The 15,293-nt window shown below is 61.1% G+C and carries 17 protein-coding genes and 2 tRNA genes; 11 read left to right on the top strand and 8 right to left on the bottom strand.

Features of this window, described 5'->3' with window-relative positions; translation table 11 throughout:
- The first annotated feature begins 71 nt into the window (after positions 1-71).
- Positions 72-147: transfer RNA gene (locus R9B85_RS13975), tRNA-Phe, on the top strand.
- Positions 148-284: 137 nt separating this feature from the next.
- On the opposite strand, the gene R9B85_RS13970 is transcribed toward R9B85_RS13975, so the two are convergent.
- Together R9B85_RS13970 and R9B85_RS13965 are read right to left on the bottom strand one after the other, a co-directional pair.
- The gene (locus tag R9B85_RS13970) at positions 285-587 is read right to left on the bottom strand and encodes an addiction module antidote protein (RefSeq protein ID WP_423770303.1); all 303 of its coding nucleotides are present in this window, start codon (positions 585-587) and stop codon (positions 285-287) included.
- 9 nt (positions 588-596) lie between these two features.
- Positions 597-887, bottom strand: a complete 291-nt coding sequence (locus R9B85_RS13965) for a type II toxin-antitoxin system RelE/ParE family toxin (protein ID WP_112251380.1) — start codon at positions 885-887, stop codon at positions 597-599.
- Positions 888-1,035: 148 nt separating this feature from the next.
- On the opposite strand from R9B85_RS13965, the gene ppk2 reads away from it, so the two are divergent.
- Positions 1,036-2,016, top strand: a complete 981-nt coding sequence (ppk2, locus tag R9B85_RS13960; RefSeq protein WP_112251378.1) for a polyphosphate kinase 2 — start codon at positions 1,036-1,038, stop codon at positions 2,014-2,016.
- 54 nt (positions 2,017-2,070) lie between these two features.
- Here ppk2 and R9B85_RS13955 read toward each other — a convergent pair whose 3' ends face one another.
- Positions 2,071-2,304 (bottom strand): hypothetical protein, encoded by a 234-nt coding sequence (locus R9B85_RS13955; protein ID WP_112251376.1) that lies wholly within the window; start codon positions 2,302-2,304, stop codon positions 2,071-2,073.
- Positions 2,305-2,537: 233 nt separating this feature from the next.
- Here R9B85_RS13955 and R9B85_RS13950 point away from each other — a divergent pair, with 233 nt between their 5' ends.
- Positions 2,538-2,981, top strand: coding sequence for a hypothetical protein (locus R9B85_RS13950; RefSeq protein ID WP_112251374.1), 444 nt, complete (start codon positions 2,538-2,540; stop codon positions 2,979-2,981).
- A gap of 181 nt (positions 2,982-3,162) precedes the next feature.
- On the opposite strand, the gene gabP is transcribed toward R9B85_RS13950, so the two are convergent.
- Positions 3,163-4,548: a GABA permease gene (gene gabP / locus R9B85_RS13945; RefSeq protein ID WP_112251372.1), complete on the bottom strand. Its 1,386-nt coding sequence runs from the start codon at positions 4,546-4,548 to the stop codon at positions 3,163-3,165.
- A 663-nt stretch (positions 4,549-5,211) separates the two neighbouring features.
- On the opposite strand from gabP, the gene R9B85_RS13940 reads away from it, so the two are divergent.
- The 5 genes from R9B85_RS13940 to R9B85_RS13920 all read left to right on the top strand — a co-directional run bounded on the left by R9B85_RS13940 (position 5,212) and on the right by R9B85_RS13920 (position 9,521).
- Positions 5,212-5,985, top strand: a complete 774-nt coding sequence (locus R9B85_RS13940; RefSeq protein ID WP_003255746.1) for an ABC transporter ATP-binding protein — start codon at positions 5,212-5,214, stop codon at positions 5,983-5,985.
- An 11-nt stretch (positions 5,986-5,996) separates the two neighbouring features.
- Positions 5,997-6,752, top strand: a complete 756-nt coding sequence (locus R9B85_RS13935; protein WP_075044342.1) for an ABC transporter substrate-binding protein — start codon at positions 5,997-5,999, stop codon at positions 6,750-6,752.
- A gap of 54 nt (positions 6,753-6,806) precedes the next feature.
- Complete coding sequence (locus R9B85_RS13930; RefSeq protein ID WP_112251370.1) at positions 6,807-7,499, top strand: ABC transporter permease; 693 nt, start codon at positions 6,807-6,809, stop codon at positions 7,497-7,499.
- Positions 7,499-8,188 (top strand): ABC transporter permease, encoded by a 690-nt coding sequence (locus tag R9B85_RS13925; protein ID WP_085677908.1) that lies wholly within the window; start codon positions 7,499-7,501, stop codon positions 8,186-8,188. Before R9B85_RS13930 ends, R9B85_RS13925 begins: the two co-directional genes overlap by 1 nt.
- Before the next feature lie 127 nt (positions 8,189-8,315).
- Entirely contained in the window at positions 8,316-9,521 is a 1,206-nt protein-coding gene (locus R9B85_RS13920; protein WP_423770302.1) for a methyltransferase, read from the top strand.
- Positions 9,522-9,885: 364 nt separating this feature from the next.
- Here R9B85_RS13920 and R9B85_RS13915 read toward each other — a convergent pair whose 3' ends face one another.
- Positions 9,886-10,161: a DUF3077 domain-containing protein gene (locus tag R9B85_RS13915; protein ID WP_207879648.1), complete on the bottom strand. Its 276-nt coding sequence runs from the start codon at positions 10,159-10,161 to the stop codon at positions 9,886-9,888.
- A 572-nt stretch (positions 10,162-10,733) separates the two neighbouring features.
- Between R9B85_RS13915 and R9B85_RS13910 the strand changes: the two genes are divergently transcribed.
- Together R9B85_RS13910 and R9B85_RS13905 are read left to right on the top strand one after the other, a co-directional pair.
- The gene (locus R9B85_RS13910) at positions 10,734-10,982 is read left to right on the top strand and encodes a hypothetical protein (protein ID WP_112251364.1); all 249 of its coding nucleotides are present in this window, start codon (positions 10,734-10,736) and stop codon (positions 10,980-10,982) included.
- A gap of 98 nt (positions 10,983-11,080) precedes the next feature.
- Positions 11,081-11,156, top strand: a tRNA-Thr gene (locus tag R9B85_RS13905).
- A gap of 78 nt (positions 11,157-11,234) precedes the next feature.
- On the opposite strand, the gene R9B85_RS13900 is transcribed toward R9B85_RS13905, so the two are convergent.
- Both R9B85_RS13900 and R9B85_RS13895 read right to left on the bottom strand, forming a co-directional pair.
- Positions 11,235-11,708: a helix-turn-helix domain-containing protein gene (locus R9B85_RS13900; RefSeq protein ID WP_061550697.1), complete on the bottom strand. Its 474-nt coding sequence runs from the start codon at positions 11,706-11,708 to the stop codon at positions 11,235-11,237.
- 46 nt (positions 11,709-11,754) lie between these two features.
- On the bottom strand, positions 11,755-12,108 hold the full coding sequence (locus R9B85_RS13895) for a type II toxin-antitoxin system HigB family toxin (protein WP_112251353.1): 354 nt from the start codon (positions 12,106-12,108) through the stop codon (positions 11,755-11,757).
- A 177-nt stretch (positions 12,109-12,285) separates the two neighbouring features.
- Between R9B85_RS13895 and R9B85_RS13890 the strand changes: the two genes are divergently transcribed.
- Positions 12,286-12,492 (top strand): DUF3079 domain-containing protein, encoded by a 207-nt coding sequence (locus R9B85_RS13890; RefSeq protein WP_112251351.1) that lies wholly within the window; start codon positions 12,286-12,288, stop codon positions 12,490-12,492.
- Positions 12,493-12,939: 447 nt separating this feature from the next.
- Here the strand turns inward: R9B85_RS13890 and R9B85_RS13885 are convergent, their stop codons facing one another.
- On the bottom strand, positions 12,940-15,237 hold the full coding sequence (locus R9B85_RS13885; protein WP_112251349.1) for a TonB-dependent siderophore receptor: 2,298 nt from the start codon (positions 15,235-15,237) through the stop codon (positions 12,940-12,942).
- Between the last annotated feature and the right edge of the window lie 56 nt (positions 15,238-15,293).

Raw genomic sequence — 15,293 nt, 5'->3', positions numbered from 1 at the left:
CGGAATTAATTTAAAATTTTTTCAAAAAGTCGTTGACGAGCGGTCTGAAAGTCTATTTAATTCACCTCGTCGCCCAGATAGCTCAGTCGGTAGAGCAGAGGATTGAAAATCCTCGTGTCGGCGGTTCGACTCCGTCTCTGGGCACCACCTTCAAGCTTCTGGTGGTTGCAAAGTTACCCGAAGCGACAACAAAAAACCCGCCTAGTGCGGGTTTTTTGTTGTCTGTCATTTTTGCTGAAAGAATGGCAGCCTACCGGCCTTGCTATCCATCCCAAGCACCAACCTTATCCCGCTGCGCGCGGGAGCACCTCGGCATGAAGCCTTACCCCCAGCGCCGCCATCACTTTCATGATGGTCGCCAGACTCGGGTTACCTTCCGCAGACAACGCCTTGTACAGCCCTTCCCGTGTCAGCCCGGTGTCACGTGCCAACTGAGCCATACCTCGGGCCCGGGCGATGTCGCCCAAGGCAGCAGCAAGCAGTGCCGGGTCGTTTTCCTCCAGACACGCCTCAAGGTACAAGGCCATGTCTTCCTCTGTCTTCAAATGGTCAACGACGTCCCATTTGCTCAGCTTGATATTTGTCATGGTGGCCTCCTAAAGGTCGCGTGCCAGCTTGAGGGCAGATTTGATATCTCTGGATTGGCTGGCCTTATCGCCACCCGCCAAGAGGATGATCACCTCATAGCCTCGTTGAACGAAATACACCCGATAGCCCGGACCATAATCGATCCGCAGTTCGAATACTCCCTCAGCAACCGGCTTACAGTCACCCATCACTCCTAGCTCCGCTCGACGCAACCTGACGTTGATGCGAGCCTTTGCCCGCGGATCACGCAAAGCAGCGAACCACCGTCGGTAAGTTTCGGTTTGGATTAGTGTATGCATGAGCAAAATGTAAACCGTAGTTCACACTACATTCAATTTGCAGCTGTTTCAAACTGTTTATCGACACACTGTTGACCAGCATCAAAAGGCCATTAATCGCTGGGCCTAAAATGCCGGAGGCTACCCGACTCGACCAGCAAGGACCTCCATGAGCGAAGAATCCCCCCTCCTGCTCCCCGCCCCCAGCGAGCCCGCCATCACCACAGCCCGCACGCGCCGCCCCCGCCAGCGCAAGCCGGAGCCGACGATCACCAGCATCAGCCAGCAACCCGCAGCACTGGAAGTTGCCACCGCCCCCAAGGGCAGCAACGAAGACAGCACATCAGCCCGTCTGCCAGGCAGCTACCCCTACCGCACCCGTATGCGACGCCAAGACTACGAAAAGGCCAAGCATGCGTTGCAGATCGAGCTGCTGAAGGTGCAGAGCTGGGTGAAGGAAACCGGCCAGCGCGTGGTGATCCTGTTCGAGGGGCGCGATGCTGCGGGCAAGGGCGGCACCATCAAGCGCTTCATGGAACACCTGAACCCGCGTGGCGCGCGCATCGTCGCCCTGGAAAAGCCTTCCGAGCAGGAAAAAGGCCAGTGGTACTTCCAGCGCTACATCCAGCACCTGCCCACGGCGGGCGAAATGGTGTTCTTCGACCGCTCCTGGTACAACCGCGCCGGGGTCGAGAAGGTGATGGATTTCTGCACGCCGCTGCAGTACCTGGAATTCATGCGCCAGGCCCCGGACCTGGAACGGATGCTGTGCAACAGCGGTATCCTGCTGTTCAAGTACTGGTTCTCGGTGAACCGCGAAGAGCAGCTGCGCCGTTTCATCTCGCGCCGGGACGACCCGCTCAAGCACTGGAAGCTGTCACCCATCGACATCAAGTCGCTGGACAAGTGGGACGACTACACCGCCGCCAAGGAGGCAATGTTCTTCCATACCGACACGGCCGATGCACCGTGGACGGTGATCAAGTCCGATGACAAGAAACGGGCGCGGATCAACTGCATACGCCATTTCCTGCATTCGCTGGACTACCCGGGCAAAGACCCACAGGTGGCACACGCCCCGGACCCGCAGCTGGTAGGCCGGGCTTCACGTGGTTTCGAAGAAGACGAGACACCACAGCCAGCAGGCTGACGCCCGACCTGCCATCGACAAACGCCGCAGCCCGAGACGGGCTGCCGGCGCATCTTAGTCGCCTGACATGGAGCGAAGATGCTCGAAAGCATCTTGGGTCATGCAGCCCATATAGGAGATTCCGTGCAGACCAAGCGGAAACTCACTGTCTTTCTCGGCTTTTTCGCTAATTGCAAGAACGTCAGCCTTTGTGATCGACTGTCGGTCGCACTCGGCGAAACCGGTGGCATAAAAAAGCTTACCCTCCTCGTCATAGCCATACAGGGTTACAAGATAATAATGCTTCATGGCTCTCTCCTTACGCGCAGCTGCGCGCATTTTGCAAACGCCGATTGACATAGCAGTGAGCCGCCATCCAGACATGGATGACGGTGCAGAGACGTTATGCAGTTCAGGCAGCGGGCATAAGCAGGAGGCATGTCCATAGCAGAATGCATCAGCCCAGTGTCGGCACACGGCTTGGGTTTATCGGGCAATTGCGCTTCAATACGCGCAATTTTCAGCAGCCTCAGGATTGCCCCATGGCCACCCCAACCAAGCAACAGAAACGCGCCAAGCGCGCCGCCAGCAAGGCCAAGCAGAACCGCATGGTGCGCAGCGGCCAGGCGGTCAAGGCCAGTGCCGGTGACAGCGCCAGCGTCGAGCAGGTGTACAACAAGGCCATGGAGTCGGGCAGCTACGACCCGCTGTTCAAGAAAATGAAGGAAGCCCAGGAAGGCGGCCTGGTGCCGATGATTTCGGTATTCCTGGTGGACCCGCTGTTGGCCCTGGTGCTCAAGGGGCACAAGGAAGAACACGCCACCGACTACATCGTGCTGGTGTTCAACGCCTACCGTAAATGGCTGGATGGGGCCGATGAAGAAGCCACCATGGCCTGGCTGGAAAGCGATGAGTTCCAGGCAGCCTATGTGGCGGCTTCGGAGGCGGTGGCCAAGCAGCAGCAACAGCAGAAGCAGTTTGGCTGATATGGCTGCGTGAACTGTGTCGGCCTTTTCGCGGGTAAGCCCGCTCCCACAAGGATCCCACTGGCATCCAGGCCTGTGATGAACCTGTGGGAGCGGGTTCACCCGCGAAAGGGCCGGTACAGGCAACAAAAAAGGCCGCGCCCTGCACAGGACGCGGCCTTTTCATTTCAACCAGCGCGGATCAGTTATCCAACGCCACCCGCCCGGCAGCTTCGCGCTTGCGGTGCACCAGCAAGCCAGCCGCCACCACACCAATGCTCAGCAGTGCGGTCGCGATGATTTCGGCGCGGTGGTCCTCACGCAGCGCCATTACCACCAGGATGGCAACGATGAAGGCAATGGTTGCCCAGGTCAGGCCCGGGAACAGCCACATCTTGAAGGTGATCTTCTCGCCACGGGCCTCGCGCTGGGCACGCATGCGCAGCTGCGACACGGCAATCACCAGGTAAACCAGCAGGGCAATGGCGCCCGAGCTGGCCAGCAGGAACTCGAACACCTGGGCCGGGGCCACGAAGTTGGCGAACACACAGAGGAACGCCGCTGCAGTGGACAGCAGAACCGCCACATGCGGGGTAGCCGACTTGGTGGTGCGCTGGGCAATGGCCGGGGCGTCACCACGCTTGCTCAGCGAGAACAGCATGCGCGACGAGGTGTACAGCGCCGAGTTCAGGCAGCTGGTCACGGCAATCAGCACGACGATGTCGACGATCAGCTTGGCATTCGGCACGCCAATGCGGCTCAGCACGGTCTGGTAGGAACCGGTCTCGGCCAGCGCCGGGTCGTTCCACGGTACCAACGCCACGACCAGGAAGATCGACACCAGGTAGAACAGGCAGATACGCCAGATTACCGAGTTGGTGGCGCGGCTGATCTGCTTGCCCGGGTCTTTCGACTCGGCAGCGGCGATGGTGACGATTTCGGTACCCATGAACGAGAACATGGTGGTCAGCATGGCTGCCAACACCGCGCCCAGGCCGTTAGGCATGAAGCCCTGGGTGTCGAACAGGTGGCTGGCACCGCTCACTTGGCTGCTAGGCACAAAGCCGAACATGGCCGCACAACCCACAGCAATGAAGCCAATGATTGCCAGCACCTTGAGCAGGGCGAACCAGAACTCGAACTCGCCGTAGTTCTTCACGCTGCACAGGTTGGTCAAGGTCAGCGCCAGGGTGATGACCAGCGAGAACGCCCAGAGGTCTACCGCAGGGAACCAGGCATGCAGGATGGCCGCGGCGGCGTTGGCCTCCAGCGGAATCACCAGCACCCAGAACCACCAGTACAGCCAGCCAATGGTGAAACCGGCCCAGCGCCCGATGGCGCGGTCGGCATATGTAGAGAACGAACCGGTGTCAGGCGAGGCGACTGCCATTTCACCCAACATGCGCATGACCAGCACGACCAGCGTACCGGCGGCAGCGTAAGCCAGCAGAACGGCAGGACCGGCAGCAGCGATGGCGTGGCCGGAGCCAACGAACAGGCCGGCACCGATGACGCCAGCGATGGACAGCATGGTCACATGCCGTTGTTTGAGCCCCTGAGCGAGGTCATTGGAATTGTTACCGCTCATTGAAACTACCTTTGTAAGGAGTGGACCACTCCGACTGCGTTTACAGAGCGCGCCCGGGGTTGACCTGGGCGTCGCTGCAATCGGCGGTTTCCTACTGGCAATAAGCGCGCCATGTGCTGAATGCATTCGTCAGAAAAGTCGGCGGCCCTTTTGGCATGCGGTTTGGAGGGCTTTCGGCCAGTGGCTGACCGAAAGGCCGCCAAATCATCGGATTACTGAAATACCCACTTACAAACGCACCAAAGGTGCTCCACGGTAACACCTGTGCACCAGCGCAATGCAGAAAAGTGCAACCGCGGGGTACAACTTCGAGATCTGGGCGGCCCCTTCGCGGGCGCGCCCGCTCCCACAGGTAAGGTGCAACCATTTCGGCTATTTACAGATGCAGTGGGAGCGGGCATGCCCGCGAATGGTCTAAAACCGCTTCCATGAGCGGGCCAAAGCTGGCACCATCGCGCCTTTTTTCATCAAGGCTCTGGTGCTGGGCGACACCTGCGCGGACATCCGCGCGACGTTGCGCTGCAGCGATGCGACAAACTGCCCCACCAGCGCCCCGAGTCCCCAGCAACCCTGTTGGCCGTGATAATGCCGCTATGCTAGCTTGGCGCACGCCAGGAAGGCCGCCAACAGCTGGGAACGCACCCGTACACATGAGGACCGCACATGGCTCAGGCCACGCCCGCGCTGGAAATCCGCAATCTGCACAAACGCTACGGCGAGCAGGAAATTCTCAAGGGCATTTCGCTGACCGCGCGCGACGGTGACGTGATCTCTATCCTGGGGTCGTCCGGCTCCGGCAAGTCCACCCTGCTGCGCTGCATCAACCTGCTCGAAAACCCGCACCAGGGCGAAATCCTGGTCGCCGGTGAAGCCCTCAAGCTCAAGGCCGCCAAGAACGGCGACCTGATCGCCGCCGACAACCGCCAGATCAACCGCCTGCGCAGCGAGATCGGTTTCGTCTTCCAGAACTTCAACCTGTGGCCGCACATGTCGATTCTCGACAACATCATCGAGGCGCCACGCCGCGTGCTCGGCCAGAGCAAGGCCGAGGCCATCGAAGCCGCCGAAGCCCTGCTGAACAAGGTGGGCATCTACGACAAGCGCCACAGCTACCCCGCCCAGCTTTCCGGTGGCCAGCAACAGCGCGCCGCCATTGCCCGTACCCTGGCCATGAAGCCCAAGGTCATCCTGTTCGACGAGCCAACTTCGGCGCTCGACCCGGAAATGGTCCAGGAAGTGCTAAACGTTATCCGCGCATTGGCCGAAGAAGGCCGTACCATGCTGCTGGTGACGCACGAGATGAGCTTTGCCCGCCATGTGTCCAGTGAAGTCGTCTTCCTGCACCAGGGCCTGGTAGAAGAGCAGGGATCGCCGCAGCAGGTCTTCGAGAACCCGACCTCGGCGCGTTGCAAGCAATTCATGTCCAGCCACCGCTAACGGAGCAATACATGCACACTTACAAGAAGTTCCTCCTGGCAGCTGCTGCCACGCTGGTGATGTCGGCCAACGCCCTGGCCGCAGAAAAACTGCGCATGGGTATCGAAGCTGCCTACCCACCGTTCAACAACAAGGATGCCAGCGGTAACGTGGTCGGCTTCGACAAAGACATCGGCGACGCCCTGTGCGCCAAGATGAAAGTCGAGTGCTCGGTCGTCACCTCCGACTGGGACGGCATCATCCCGGCCCTGAACGCCAAGAAGTTCGACTTCCTGGTGTCGTCGCTGTCGATCACCGACGAGCGCAAGCAGGCCGTGGACTTCACCGAACCGTACTACTCCAACAAGCTGCAGTTCATCGCGCCGAAAAACGTCGACTTCAAGACCGACAAGGCCTCGCTCAAAGGCAAGGTGATCGGCACCCAGCGCGCCACCCTGGCTGGCACCTGGCTGGAAGACAACTACGGTGACGACGTAGAGATCAAGCTGTACGACACCCAGGAAAACGCCTACCTCGACCTGGTTTCCGGCCGCATCGACGGCATCCTGGCCGACAAGTACGTGCAGTACGAGTGGCTGAAGAGCAAAGACGGTTCGAACTTCGAGTTCAAGGGCGAGCCGGTGATGGACAGCGACAAGATCGGCATTGCCGTGCGCAAGGGTGACACCAAGCTGCGCGACGACCTGAACAAGGCCCTGGCAGAGATCAAGGCCGACGGCACGTACAAGAAGATCAACGACAAGTACTTCCCGTTCAGCATCGAATGATCCGCCCCGACCGGCGCGCCCTTGCGGCGCGCCAGTCCCTAGAATGACCTGCCCATGAATATCGACCTGCACGGATTCGGTCCGGCCATGATGGCCGGCACCCTGATGACCGTAAAACTGGCGCTTTGCGCCTTGCTGCTGGGCCTGGTCCTGGGCCTGCTCGGCGCCCTGGCCAAGACTTCCACGATCAAGCCGCTGCAATGGCTTGGTGGCTTCTATTCCACCCTGGTTCGCGGCGTGCCCGAACTGCTCTGGGTACTGCTTATCTATTTCGGCACCGTGGGCTTGATGAATGCCCTGGGTGAAGCCCTTAACCTGCCTGGCCTGGAACTCAGCGCCTTCGCTGCGGGTGTGATTGCCTTGGGCCTGTGCTTCGGCGCCTATGCCACCGAGGTGTTCCGTGGCGCCATCCTGGCAATCCCCAAGGGCCACCGCGAAGCCGGCTTGGCGCTGGGCCTGTCCAAGGGCCGCATCCTGTCGCGGATCATCCTGCCGCAGATGTGGCGCATCGCCCTGCCCGGCCTTGGCAACCTGTTCATGATCCTGATGAAGGACACCGCCCTGGTGTCGGTGATCGGCCTGGAAGAAATCATGCGCCACGCACAAATCGGCGTGACCGTGACCAAAGAGCCGTTCACCTTCTACATGGTCGCGGCCTGCATCTACCTGAGCCTGACCGTCATTGCCATGACCGGCATGCACTTCATGGAAAAACGCGCCGCTCGCGGCTTTGCGAGGGCCGAATAATGAATTGGGAAGTCATCATCAAGTGGCTGCCACGCCTGGCCCAGGGCGCCACCTTGACCCTGGAGCTGGTGGCCATCGCGGTAGTTGCCGGGTTGATCCTGGCCATCCCGCTGGGCATCGCCCGCTCCTCGCGCCACTGGTACGTGCGCGCGGTGCCGTTCAGCTACATCTTCTTCTTCCGTGGCACGCCGCTGCTGGTGCAGCTGTTCCTGGTCTACTACGGCCTGGCGCAGTTCGACGCGGTGCGTTCGAGTTCGCTGTGGCCGTACCTGCGCGACCCGTTCTGGTGCACCGTGCTGACCATGACCCTGCACACTGCTGCCTACATCGCCGAGATCCTGCGCGGCGCGTTGCAGTCGATCCCCAAGGGTGAGATCGAGGCGGCACGGGCGCTGGGCATGTCGCGGGGCAAGGCGCTGTTCTACATCATGCTGCCACGCGCCGCGCGCATCGGCCTGCCCGCGTACAGCAACGAAGTGATCCTGATGCTCAAGGCCAGCGCCCTGGCCAGTACCGTGACCCTGCTGGAACTGACCGGCATGGCCCGTACCATCATTGCCCGCACCTACCTGCCGGTGGAGATCTTCTTTGCCGCCGGGGTGTTCTACCTGGTGATCTCGTTCGTGCTGGTGCAAGGCTTCAAGTTGCTGGAGCGCTGGTTGCGCGTGGATGCGTGCCAGGGCCGCTGACACTACTTAGCCTTCTTCGCGGGTAAACCCGCTCCCACAGTGTCTCCACAGCCCTCAAGCTGTGCACTATACCTGTGGGAGCGGGTTCACCCGCGAAGAGGCCCTAAAACCCAACACACTTCCCCCCATGCCCAACCACCTCCACAGCCCCCACCTAAGCACCCGCTTCCAGGCCCTCGACCAGTTCCTGATCGAGCACCAGCAGCTGTGGAAACCCCGCCCCTTCACCACCCTGCAGCTGGCCTGGGAAACCGCCCACCCCGAGCTTGCCGCCCACCTGCGCCAATGCTCCCTGGCAGACGCCGAAACCGACACCCCCGCTGCCCCGTTGCCCGCCCCATTCCCGCAACTGGCCCAGCAAGCCCGACAGCTTTCGGCCGTCGGCAGCCTCCCGGCAACCGACCTGCCCCCCGCCGCCCACCGCCTCGACGTCGCCGTCCCCGGCCGTAAATGGCAACAGATCGAAGCCTTCGCCAGCCACCTGGCCTTTCGCGAACAGCCCCATCATTGGCTGGACTGGTGCTCCGGCAAAGGCCACCTCGGCCGCCGCCTTCTGCAACCCGGTCAACACCTGACCTGCCTGGAATACGACGCCGAACTGGTCGTCGCCGGCCAGGCCCTGAGCGCGCACCACCACCTGCCGGCGCAACACGTGCACCAGGATGTGATGGCCAACGACAGCGCCCGCCACCTGGCTGGCGACAAAAGCGTGGTCGCCCTGCACGCCTGTGGCGACCTGCATGTGCGCCTGATGCAACTGGCCAGCCAGCAAGGTTGCCGGCAACTGGCCGTGGCGCCCTGCTGCTACAACCGCATCGGGGCGCAGCAATACCAGCCTTTATCCACAGCCGCCCAAGCCTCCAGCCTACGGCTGTCACTGGACGACTTGGGCCTGCCCTTGAGCGAAACCGTTACCGCCGGCGCCCGCGTGCGGCGCCAGCGCGACACCTCGATGGCTCGGCGCCTGGGCTTCGACCTGCTACAACGCCAGCAGCGCCAAACCGACGCGTACCTGCCGACCCCGTCACTACCCGTGGCCTGGCTGGAGAAGCCCTTCGAGCAGTACTGCGGCGACCTGGCCGACCTCAAGCAATTGCAGCTGACTGGCAACCCGGACTGGGCCGCCCTGGAAGCCGCCGGTTGGCAGCGCCTGGCCGAGGTCCGCAACCTGGAGCGGGTGCGCAACCTGTTCCGCCGGCCGCTGGAGCTGTGGTTGGTACTCGATCGTGCCCTGTTCCTCGAAGAACAAGGCTACAACGTGCGCCTTGGCCTGTTCTGCGACTACCCACTCACTCCACGCAACCTGCTCATCCTCGCCGAACGCGACTGTTAGCCGCAGCACAACCTGTGGATAACTCTGTGAACAAGCTTGTGATTACCTGTTGGATCCAAGCGCTATTTCAAGCGTTCGGCTTATTCCCGCTTGCACGCCAAGGCCAGTAAAAACAGGCGTTTGCGCAAAGACCAGCGGTGTAGCGGTCCGGCATGCCTTTCGCGCAAGTCGCCGATGCCACTTGTGCATAAACATTTCTTGTGGTTGGAGTTAGAGCTGCATACACGGTCTTTTGTAGGAGCGGCCTTGCGTCGCGAAAGGGCTGCAACGCAGCCCCGGCGATTCCTGAAACTGCATCGAAAATGGGGGCCGCCTTGCGGCCCATCGCGACACAAGGCCGCTCCTACACTGACCGCGTGAGCCTTCAGTGCGTCTTGTTCTTGGCAATCTCGATATCGTTCATCAGCGCCTTGGCCATGTCGCACAGATAATCGGCAGCGCCCAGGAATTTATGGTCATCCTCCATATCCCCCTCGCGCACCAGATGCTTGATGTAGCCCATCAGGATCGAGACATGCTCATAGGCAGCATCGACGGGGACACCAGGCTCCACGCGTAGCAGATTGAGGGATGGGTTACCGGCTGCGAGGAAGGTTTCAACGCCTGCGGTGGTGATGGGTTCGATGATGGTTTTCTTCATGGCATAAATCCTTACTCGGGGAGGGGACTGCCAGAAATCTTTCTCACGGATTTGGGTGGCAGCCGTACGCGGGGTGAGAAACCGGTCGAATAAGGAAGCCCGGCCAGACCGAAGTCTGCCCGCGTACGGCCACCATAAATGGGTAGCGCTTATTCGATCAGGGTTCTCACACCCGGTCGCCAGAGCGACCCGAAAACGGTATCCGTGAGCCATTTCCCCGACAACAGCGATACTTCGGCGGCGCCCGTAGGATAGTTCCGAAGCATCCAAACGCTGAAGCCATTAGCCCCCTAGTTCAGAATCTTCGTACAGCTGATGGCCCTTTCGCGGGTAAACCCGCTCCCACAGGAATCTCACAAGGCTTGAGAACAGTGATATACCTGTGGGAGCGGGTTCACCCGCGAAGAGGCCTGAACAGGCAACAATAAAGCTAAAGCTTCACCGCTGATCCCGCCCTACGGTGTATCATCCGCCCCCCAAATCATTAAAAAGTGACGTCGCGCGCTGCCCGCCAGCCCCGCGACCTTCTGGCGTTGCGCCAGAACCGACATGGACTAACGGACCCGACCATCGTGACCCAGACCAAGCCCCTCGCCCTGCTGACCCTTGCCCTGGCCCTGACCGGCTGCGCCAGCGGCACCGCGCCCCACCCCACCAGCAGCCTGGGCTGGAACCACCCCGCCATGCAGCTGGGCGGCGACAACGGCCTGCCCCTGCGCACCGAAAGCCCCTGCCGCAAGCGTGGCTGCGACAACGACAAGCTGTTCTTCAACCCGGGCAAAACCGAGCCGAGCGTCACCACCATCCATCGCGGCTGGTAGGAAAATTCTTCTTTCAGGTCGGTGACTTAGGTCATTTGCGAACATTCGCAACGAAGTGGTTTACAGGCGCCAACCGATCGTTATAATGACGCCCCATTGCCGGTATAGCTCAGATGGTAGAGCAACTGACTTGTAATCAGTAGGTCCCGGGTTCGATTCCTGGTGCCGGCACCATACGCAGTATCAAAAAAGGCTCACCGAAAGGTGGGCCTTTTTTGCTTTCTGTGTCCCGTCCCAGCGCCCCTACCGATTTCAAACCACCCCATGCATGAAAAATTCAACCGGTACGCTGAAAAACTCAGCAAAGCCCTTTATCTGGGCAACCGTCATCTTCCGCTTGTTGTTCAGAATCTCTGAAACCGCACTCTGGGTCGCTATCGAGGCAAGGTCCTTCTGCTTCACGCCCCTGTCCGACAGCAGGAAGGCCAACGCTTCGGCCTGGCTCGCAAACGGCACGAGTACCGACTCACTCTCATACTCGTAGACACGATCCGCCACCATCTCCGCAAAGCGCGCTGCTGCGTGACCTTCGCTGTCGGCATGCGAGTAGAGCTCATCGATCAATGCCATCCGCGCCTGGAGCTCAGCATCGTCCTTGATGGGGTCATGGCAGGCAGCAAGAAGCTGGGCCATGGTTGCCATCTGGGCGTTCAGGCCATCCAGCATGGGTGAAATATTAGCGATGAAGGCATCTAGTCCATTGGCTTCGATTTTATCCCGCTTCATGGTTGTCACCTGTCGAATCGGTAGGTTTTGGGCAAGTGCCAGGCGGCTACCTGACATCGCTCTTGCACCACTTGTCGTACTCCGCGTGCGACAGAATGGCCTTGATATAGAGGGTGCCCGTTCGTGTGTTGAGCCATGCGATCAGACGGCATTCGTTTTTCTTGATATCGAACACATAGACATCAAGCGGCCCTTTTCGGCTGGAGGGCCTGAGTTTTGAACAAGGAATGCGGTCAACGTTCCAGCCAGAGGCGGTAGACCACGTATCCCTTAGCTGCTCAAAAGACTCGAAGCGCAGCGTCCCCCTATCAAAGGTCGTGAGCCACAGGCTCAGGGGGGCTTTCCACTGGGCGTGAGCTTCGATGGCTTTGGTAACCGCCGCTTTCGTAATCACTCGCATCGTGTTGTCTCGGCGTACCAAGGTGCCTACAAATTATTCCGGATCCAGATATCTGTCAAGCAGATATCTGGATCCGGAATATGCGCTCCGCTGAGGGTCACCTGGATATTGATGTCGATCAAGCTGAATAGCGGGCCGAGGTATAGGTTTGGGACATAGTCCTGAGGGAAGCTGACCATGGCCAAGAAGTTCCCCACAAACCCCAGCCACCCGGAGCGCATCTGCTGGGGCTGCGACCTGTATTGCCCGGCCAAGGCATTGGCCTGTGGCAATGGGGCGAGTCGCACCATGCACCCGGTGGAACTGTTTGGTGAGGACTGGGACAGTTTCGAGGATCGGCTGGAGAAGCCGGTTGATCGCGAGCAAGGGACTGGCCCTAGGTGAAATAGGGCAGCTTTACGGCCCATAGCCGGCAAGCCGGGCTCTCATAGAACTGCACATAACTCATTGAATTAGCAGGGGCCTTGTGGGAGCGGCTTTAGCCGCGAACAGCGGCGCAGCCGGTGGCATGCACCGCGTTGGATTCTTCGCGGCTAAAGCCGCTCCCACAGGGTACGCGGATTGCTTGCAATTTCAGTTATCTACGCGACAGCGCAGCCCAAAGGGCTGGGCCATCTACCACAGGTACAGCGCATGGTTTGAGCCTGGCGCCGCCCCAGCGAATCAGGTGCTGTGGTGGATGGCACGGGCTTCGCCCGTGTTCGCGGGCGCGCCCGCTCCCACAGGGATCGCGCCACCTGTTAGAAATTGAGCAAGGCAGTTGCTCCCAAAGTAGCGGTGGGAGCCCGGCTTGCCGGCGATGGGCTGCGCAGCAGCCCCAGGTGCGTTTGATCAGAACGCTGTGCTGACCGTCAGCGACAGGTTGCGTGGGTCACCATAAATCGCCCCGGCATAGAACCCATAGCGGGTGTAGTAATGCTTGTCGAAGAGGTTGTTGGCGTTGAGGCTGACGCTGGTGTCGTCGGTCAGCTGGTATTTGGCCATGGCATTCCAGATGGCATAACCGGACCAGTTCACATCAGTGGCACCGGTGCTCACACCATTGCTCGGCTGGCCCGCCGGGCTGGAGATTGCGCGGATGTTGCTCTGCGCAGTCACCCCGGCGCCCAGGGTCAGGCGGTCGAGCGGGCCGGAAAGGCGGTAGGTGGTCGAGGCCTTGAACAGGTGCGATGGGTCGCTGCGGCCGTCGCTGTCGACGCGGCGGAAGTGCAGGTAGGTGTAGCCGGCGTACACGTTCCAGCTGGGGGTCAGGGCGCCGGCGATTTCCAGGTCGATACCGTCGGTTTCCTGGCCGGAACCGGCTTTGTAGGCGTCGCCACCGGTGGGCGTGGTCAGGTCGCCGTCGAGCACTGCCTTGTTTTCCTGCTTGGTGCGGAAGTACGCCGCCGAGGCGTTCAAGCGGCCATCGAACCACTCTCCCTTGATACCCGTCTCGTAGCTTTGCCCGCGAATCGGCTCGACCTTGCTGCCGCTGCTGGTTTCAGCGGTTTGCGGGGTGAAGATGTCGGTGTAGCTGGCGTACAGCGAGTAGTTGTCGTTGAGGTCGTACACCGCGCCCAGGTACGGGGTGACGATGCCGTTTTCTTCCTGGCTGGTACGTGCGCCAGCCACGCTGCGGGTGGTGGCCGAGTAGTTGCTGGTGCGCACGCCGAGGATGACCGACAGTGGGTCGGTGATGCTCAGGCGGGTTGCCGCGTACATGCCCTGCAGGCGGGTGGTGGTCTTGCTGTGGCGGCCGGTGCGCGAGGCGATGATGTTGTAGTCGTCATCCACGCCATTGTGCCAGTCGGTCAGCGGGAAGCCGTTGTTGGCGCGGAACTGGCACCCCAGCGCAGGCGAACTGGCCATGCCGTCGCCAACCATGGTGCAGGTGTATTCCGGCGACCAGGCCACGGTGCGGCTGTCGTTGTAGCCGACCATCGCCTGGTGGCTACGGCCGAACAGCTGGAACGGGCCGGACAGGTCGATCTGCGCCGACTGCTGGGTGGTGTCGGTGGAGCTGTGCAGGCCGTTGAGCACGGCACCGCTGCCATCCTGGTCCCAGTAGCCGCCGTAACTGCCTCGGCCCGCCGAGTTGACCTTGGCCAGGCCGCGGTGGTTGAGGGTTTCGGCGGTGCTCTGGGCGGCTTTCAGGTCCAGCGTCCAATCGTTGTCGAAGCGGTGCTCCAGCGAGCCGAACGCGGTGCGGGTGGTGTACTCGCCAAAGCTCCAGCTGGGTACCACGTTGGTGCTGCGCGGCAGGTCGGTCTTGCTGCCATCGCGGTACCAGATCGGGATGTTCGCGCCCCAGCCACCGCCGACAATCTTGTTGTACTCGTACTGGTAGCCGGCACCGAGGGTGGTGGCGTCGTCCAGGTCGAACTCGAAGTTGGCCAACGCGGCGCGGGAGCGCTCGGACTGGTTGTCGCGGAATGAGTTGGCGTCCTGCTGGGTCATCACGAAGCGCGAACGCAGGCGGCCGTCTTCGGACAGCGGCAGGTTGAGGTCGGCGCCCAGGCGGCGTTTGTCCCAGCTGCCGTAGGTGGCATAGGCGCTGCCGCCGAACGTCCTGGTCGGCGCCTTGCGGATCAGGTTGACGGTGGCCGACGGGTCGCCGGTACCGCCCAGCAGGCCATTGGCGCCGCGCACGATGTCGATGCGCTCGTAAAGGTCCATGTTCAGCGCGTTGCCGCCACCACTGAAGTCGGAGCCACCCTGGAACTGCAGGCCATCGACCTTCCAGTTGCTGATCGAGTAACCACGGGCACGGTAGTCGGTACGCCCGCCCACTTCGGACTTGCTCGCGGTCACACCTGGGGTGGTTTCCAGCGCTTGCTCGATGGTGTGGATGTCGCGGTCATCCATCTGCTGGCGGGTAATGGTGGTGACCGACTGCGGCGTCTGGCGCGGCGTCAGCGCCAGGCCGGTGGAGCTGCGGGTGCTTTCGACCGTGTAACCCAGCTGGCCGGCTTCGTCGGCAGGCAGCAGGGCGCTGTCTTCGATCTGCGTGGCGTCCAGCTCCAGGGGCTTGCTGTCGGCAGCCATCGCGCCACCGCTGACGGCCACGGCAATGAACAGGGCCAGCGGTTTGAGGCGCGTGCCGCCTCGGCTGATGGAGGAGAAGGCGTTCGGGGTGCTCTCGGAGTTCATTTGGGAAGGCTTCGTATTTGCAGATGATTTTTTGTTAGGATTCTAGGGATCGGCCC

The organism is Pseudomonas sp. NLJ1 (assembly GCF_049486705.1).
GTDB classification, from domain to species: Bacteria; Pseudomonadota; Gammaproteobacteria; order Pseudomonadales; family Pseudomonadaceae; genus Aquipseudomonas; species Aquipseudomonas inefficax.
The sequence above is the reverse complement of the archived record's forward strand: the minus strand, read 5'-3'. Positions and strand labels throughout refer to the sequence as shown.

What these genes read in the sequence shown, in the direction of transcription:
- R9B85_RS13970 (WP_423770303.1), bottom strand. Translation starts at nt 587, where the DNA reads ATGACAAATATCAAGCTGAGCAAATGGGACGTCGTTGACCATTTGAAG.
- R9B85_RS13965 (WP_112251380.1), bottom strand. Translation starts at nt 887, where the DNA reads ATGCATACACTAATCCAAACCGAAACTTACCGACGGTGGTTCGCTGCT.
- ppk2 (WP_112251378.1), top strand. Translation starts at nt 1,036, where the DNA reads ATGAGCGAAGAATCCCCCCTCCTGCTCCCCGCCCCCAGCGAGCCCGCC.
- R9B85_RS13955 (WP_112251376.1), bottom strand. Translation starts at nt 2,304, where the DNA reads ATGAAGCATTATTATCTTGTAACCCTGTATGGCTATGACGAGGAGGGT.
- R9B85_RS13950 (WP_112251374.1), top strand. Translation starts at nt 2,538, where the DNA reads ATGGCCACCCCAACCAAGCAACAGAAACGCGCCAAGCGCGCCGCCAGC.
- gabP (WP_112251372.1), bottom strand. Translation starts at nt 4,548, where the DNA reads ATGAGCGGTAACAATTCCAATGACCTCGCTCAGGGGCTCAAACAACGG.
- R9B85_RS13940 (WP_003255746.1), top strand. Translation starts at nt 5,212, where the DNA reads ATGGCTCAGGCCACGCCCGCGCTGGAAATCCGCAATCTGCACAAACGC.
- R9B85_RS13935 (WP_075044342.1), top strand. Translation starts at nt 5,997, where the DNA reads ATGCACACTTACAAGAAGTTCCTCCTGGCAGCTGCTGCCACGCTGGTG.
- R9B85_RS13930 (WP_112251370.1), top strand. Translation starts at nt 6,807, where the DNA reads ATGAATATCGACCTGCACGGATTCGGTCCGGCCATGATGGCCGGCACC.
- R9B85_RS13925 (WP_085677908.1), top strand. Translation starts at nt 7,499, where the DNA reads ATGAATTGGGAAGTCATCATCAAGTGGCTGCCACGCCTGGCCCAGGGC.
- R9B85_RS13920 (WP_423770302.1), top strand. Translation starts at nt 8,316, where the DNA reads ATGCCCAACCACCTCCACAGCCCCCACCTAAGCACCCGCTTCCAGGCC.
- R9B85_RS13915 (WP_207879648.1), bottom strand. Translation starts at nt 10,161, where the DNA reads ATGAAGAAAACCATCATCGAACCCATCACCACCGCAGGCGTTGAAACC.
- R9B85_RS13900 (WP_061550697.1), bottom strand. Translation starts at nt 11,708, where the DNA reads ATGAAGCGGGATAAAATCGAAGCCAATGGACTAGATGCCTTCATCGCT.
- R9B85_RS13895 (WP_112251353.1), bottom strand. Translation starts at nt 12,108, where the DNA reads ATGCGAGTGATTACGAAAGCGGCGGTTACCAAAGCCATCGAAGCTCAC.
- R9B85_RS13890 (WP_112251351.1), top strand. Translation starts at nt 12,286, where the DNA reads ATGGCCAAGAAGTTCCCCACAAACCCCAGCCACCCGGAGCGCATCTGC.
- R9B85_RS13885 (WP_112251349.1), bottom strand. Translation starts at nt 15,237, where the DNA reads ATGAACTCCGAGAGCACCCCGAACGCCTTCTCCTCCATCAGCCGAGGC.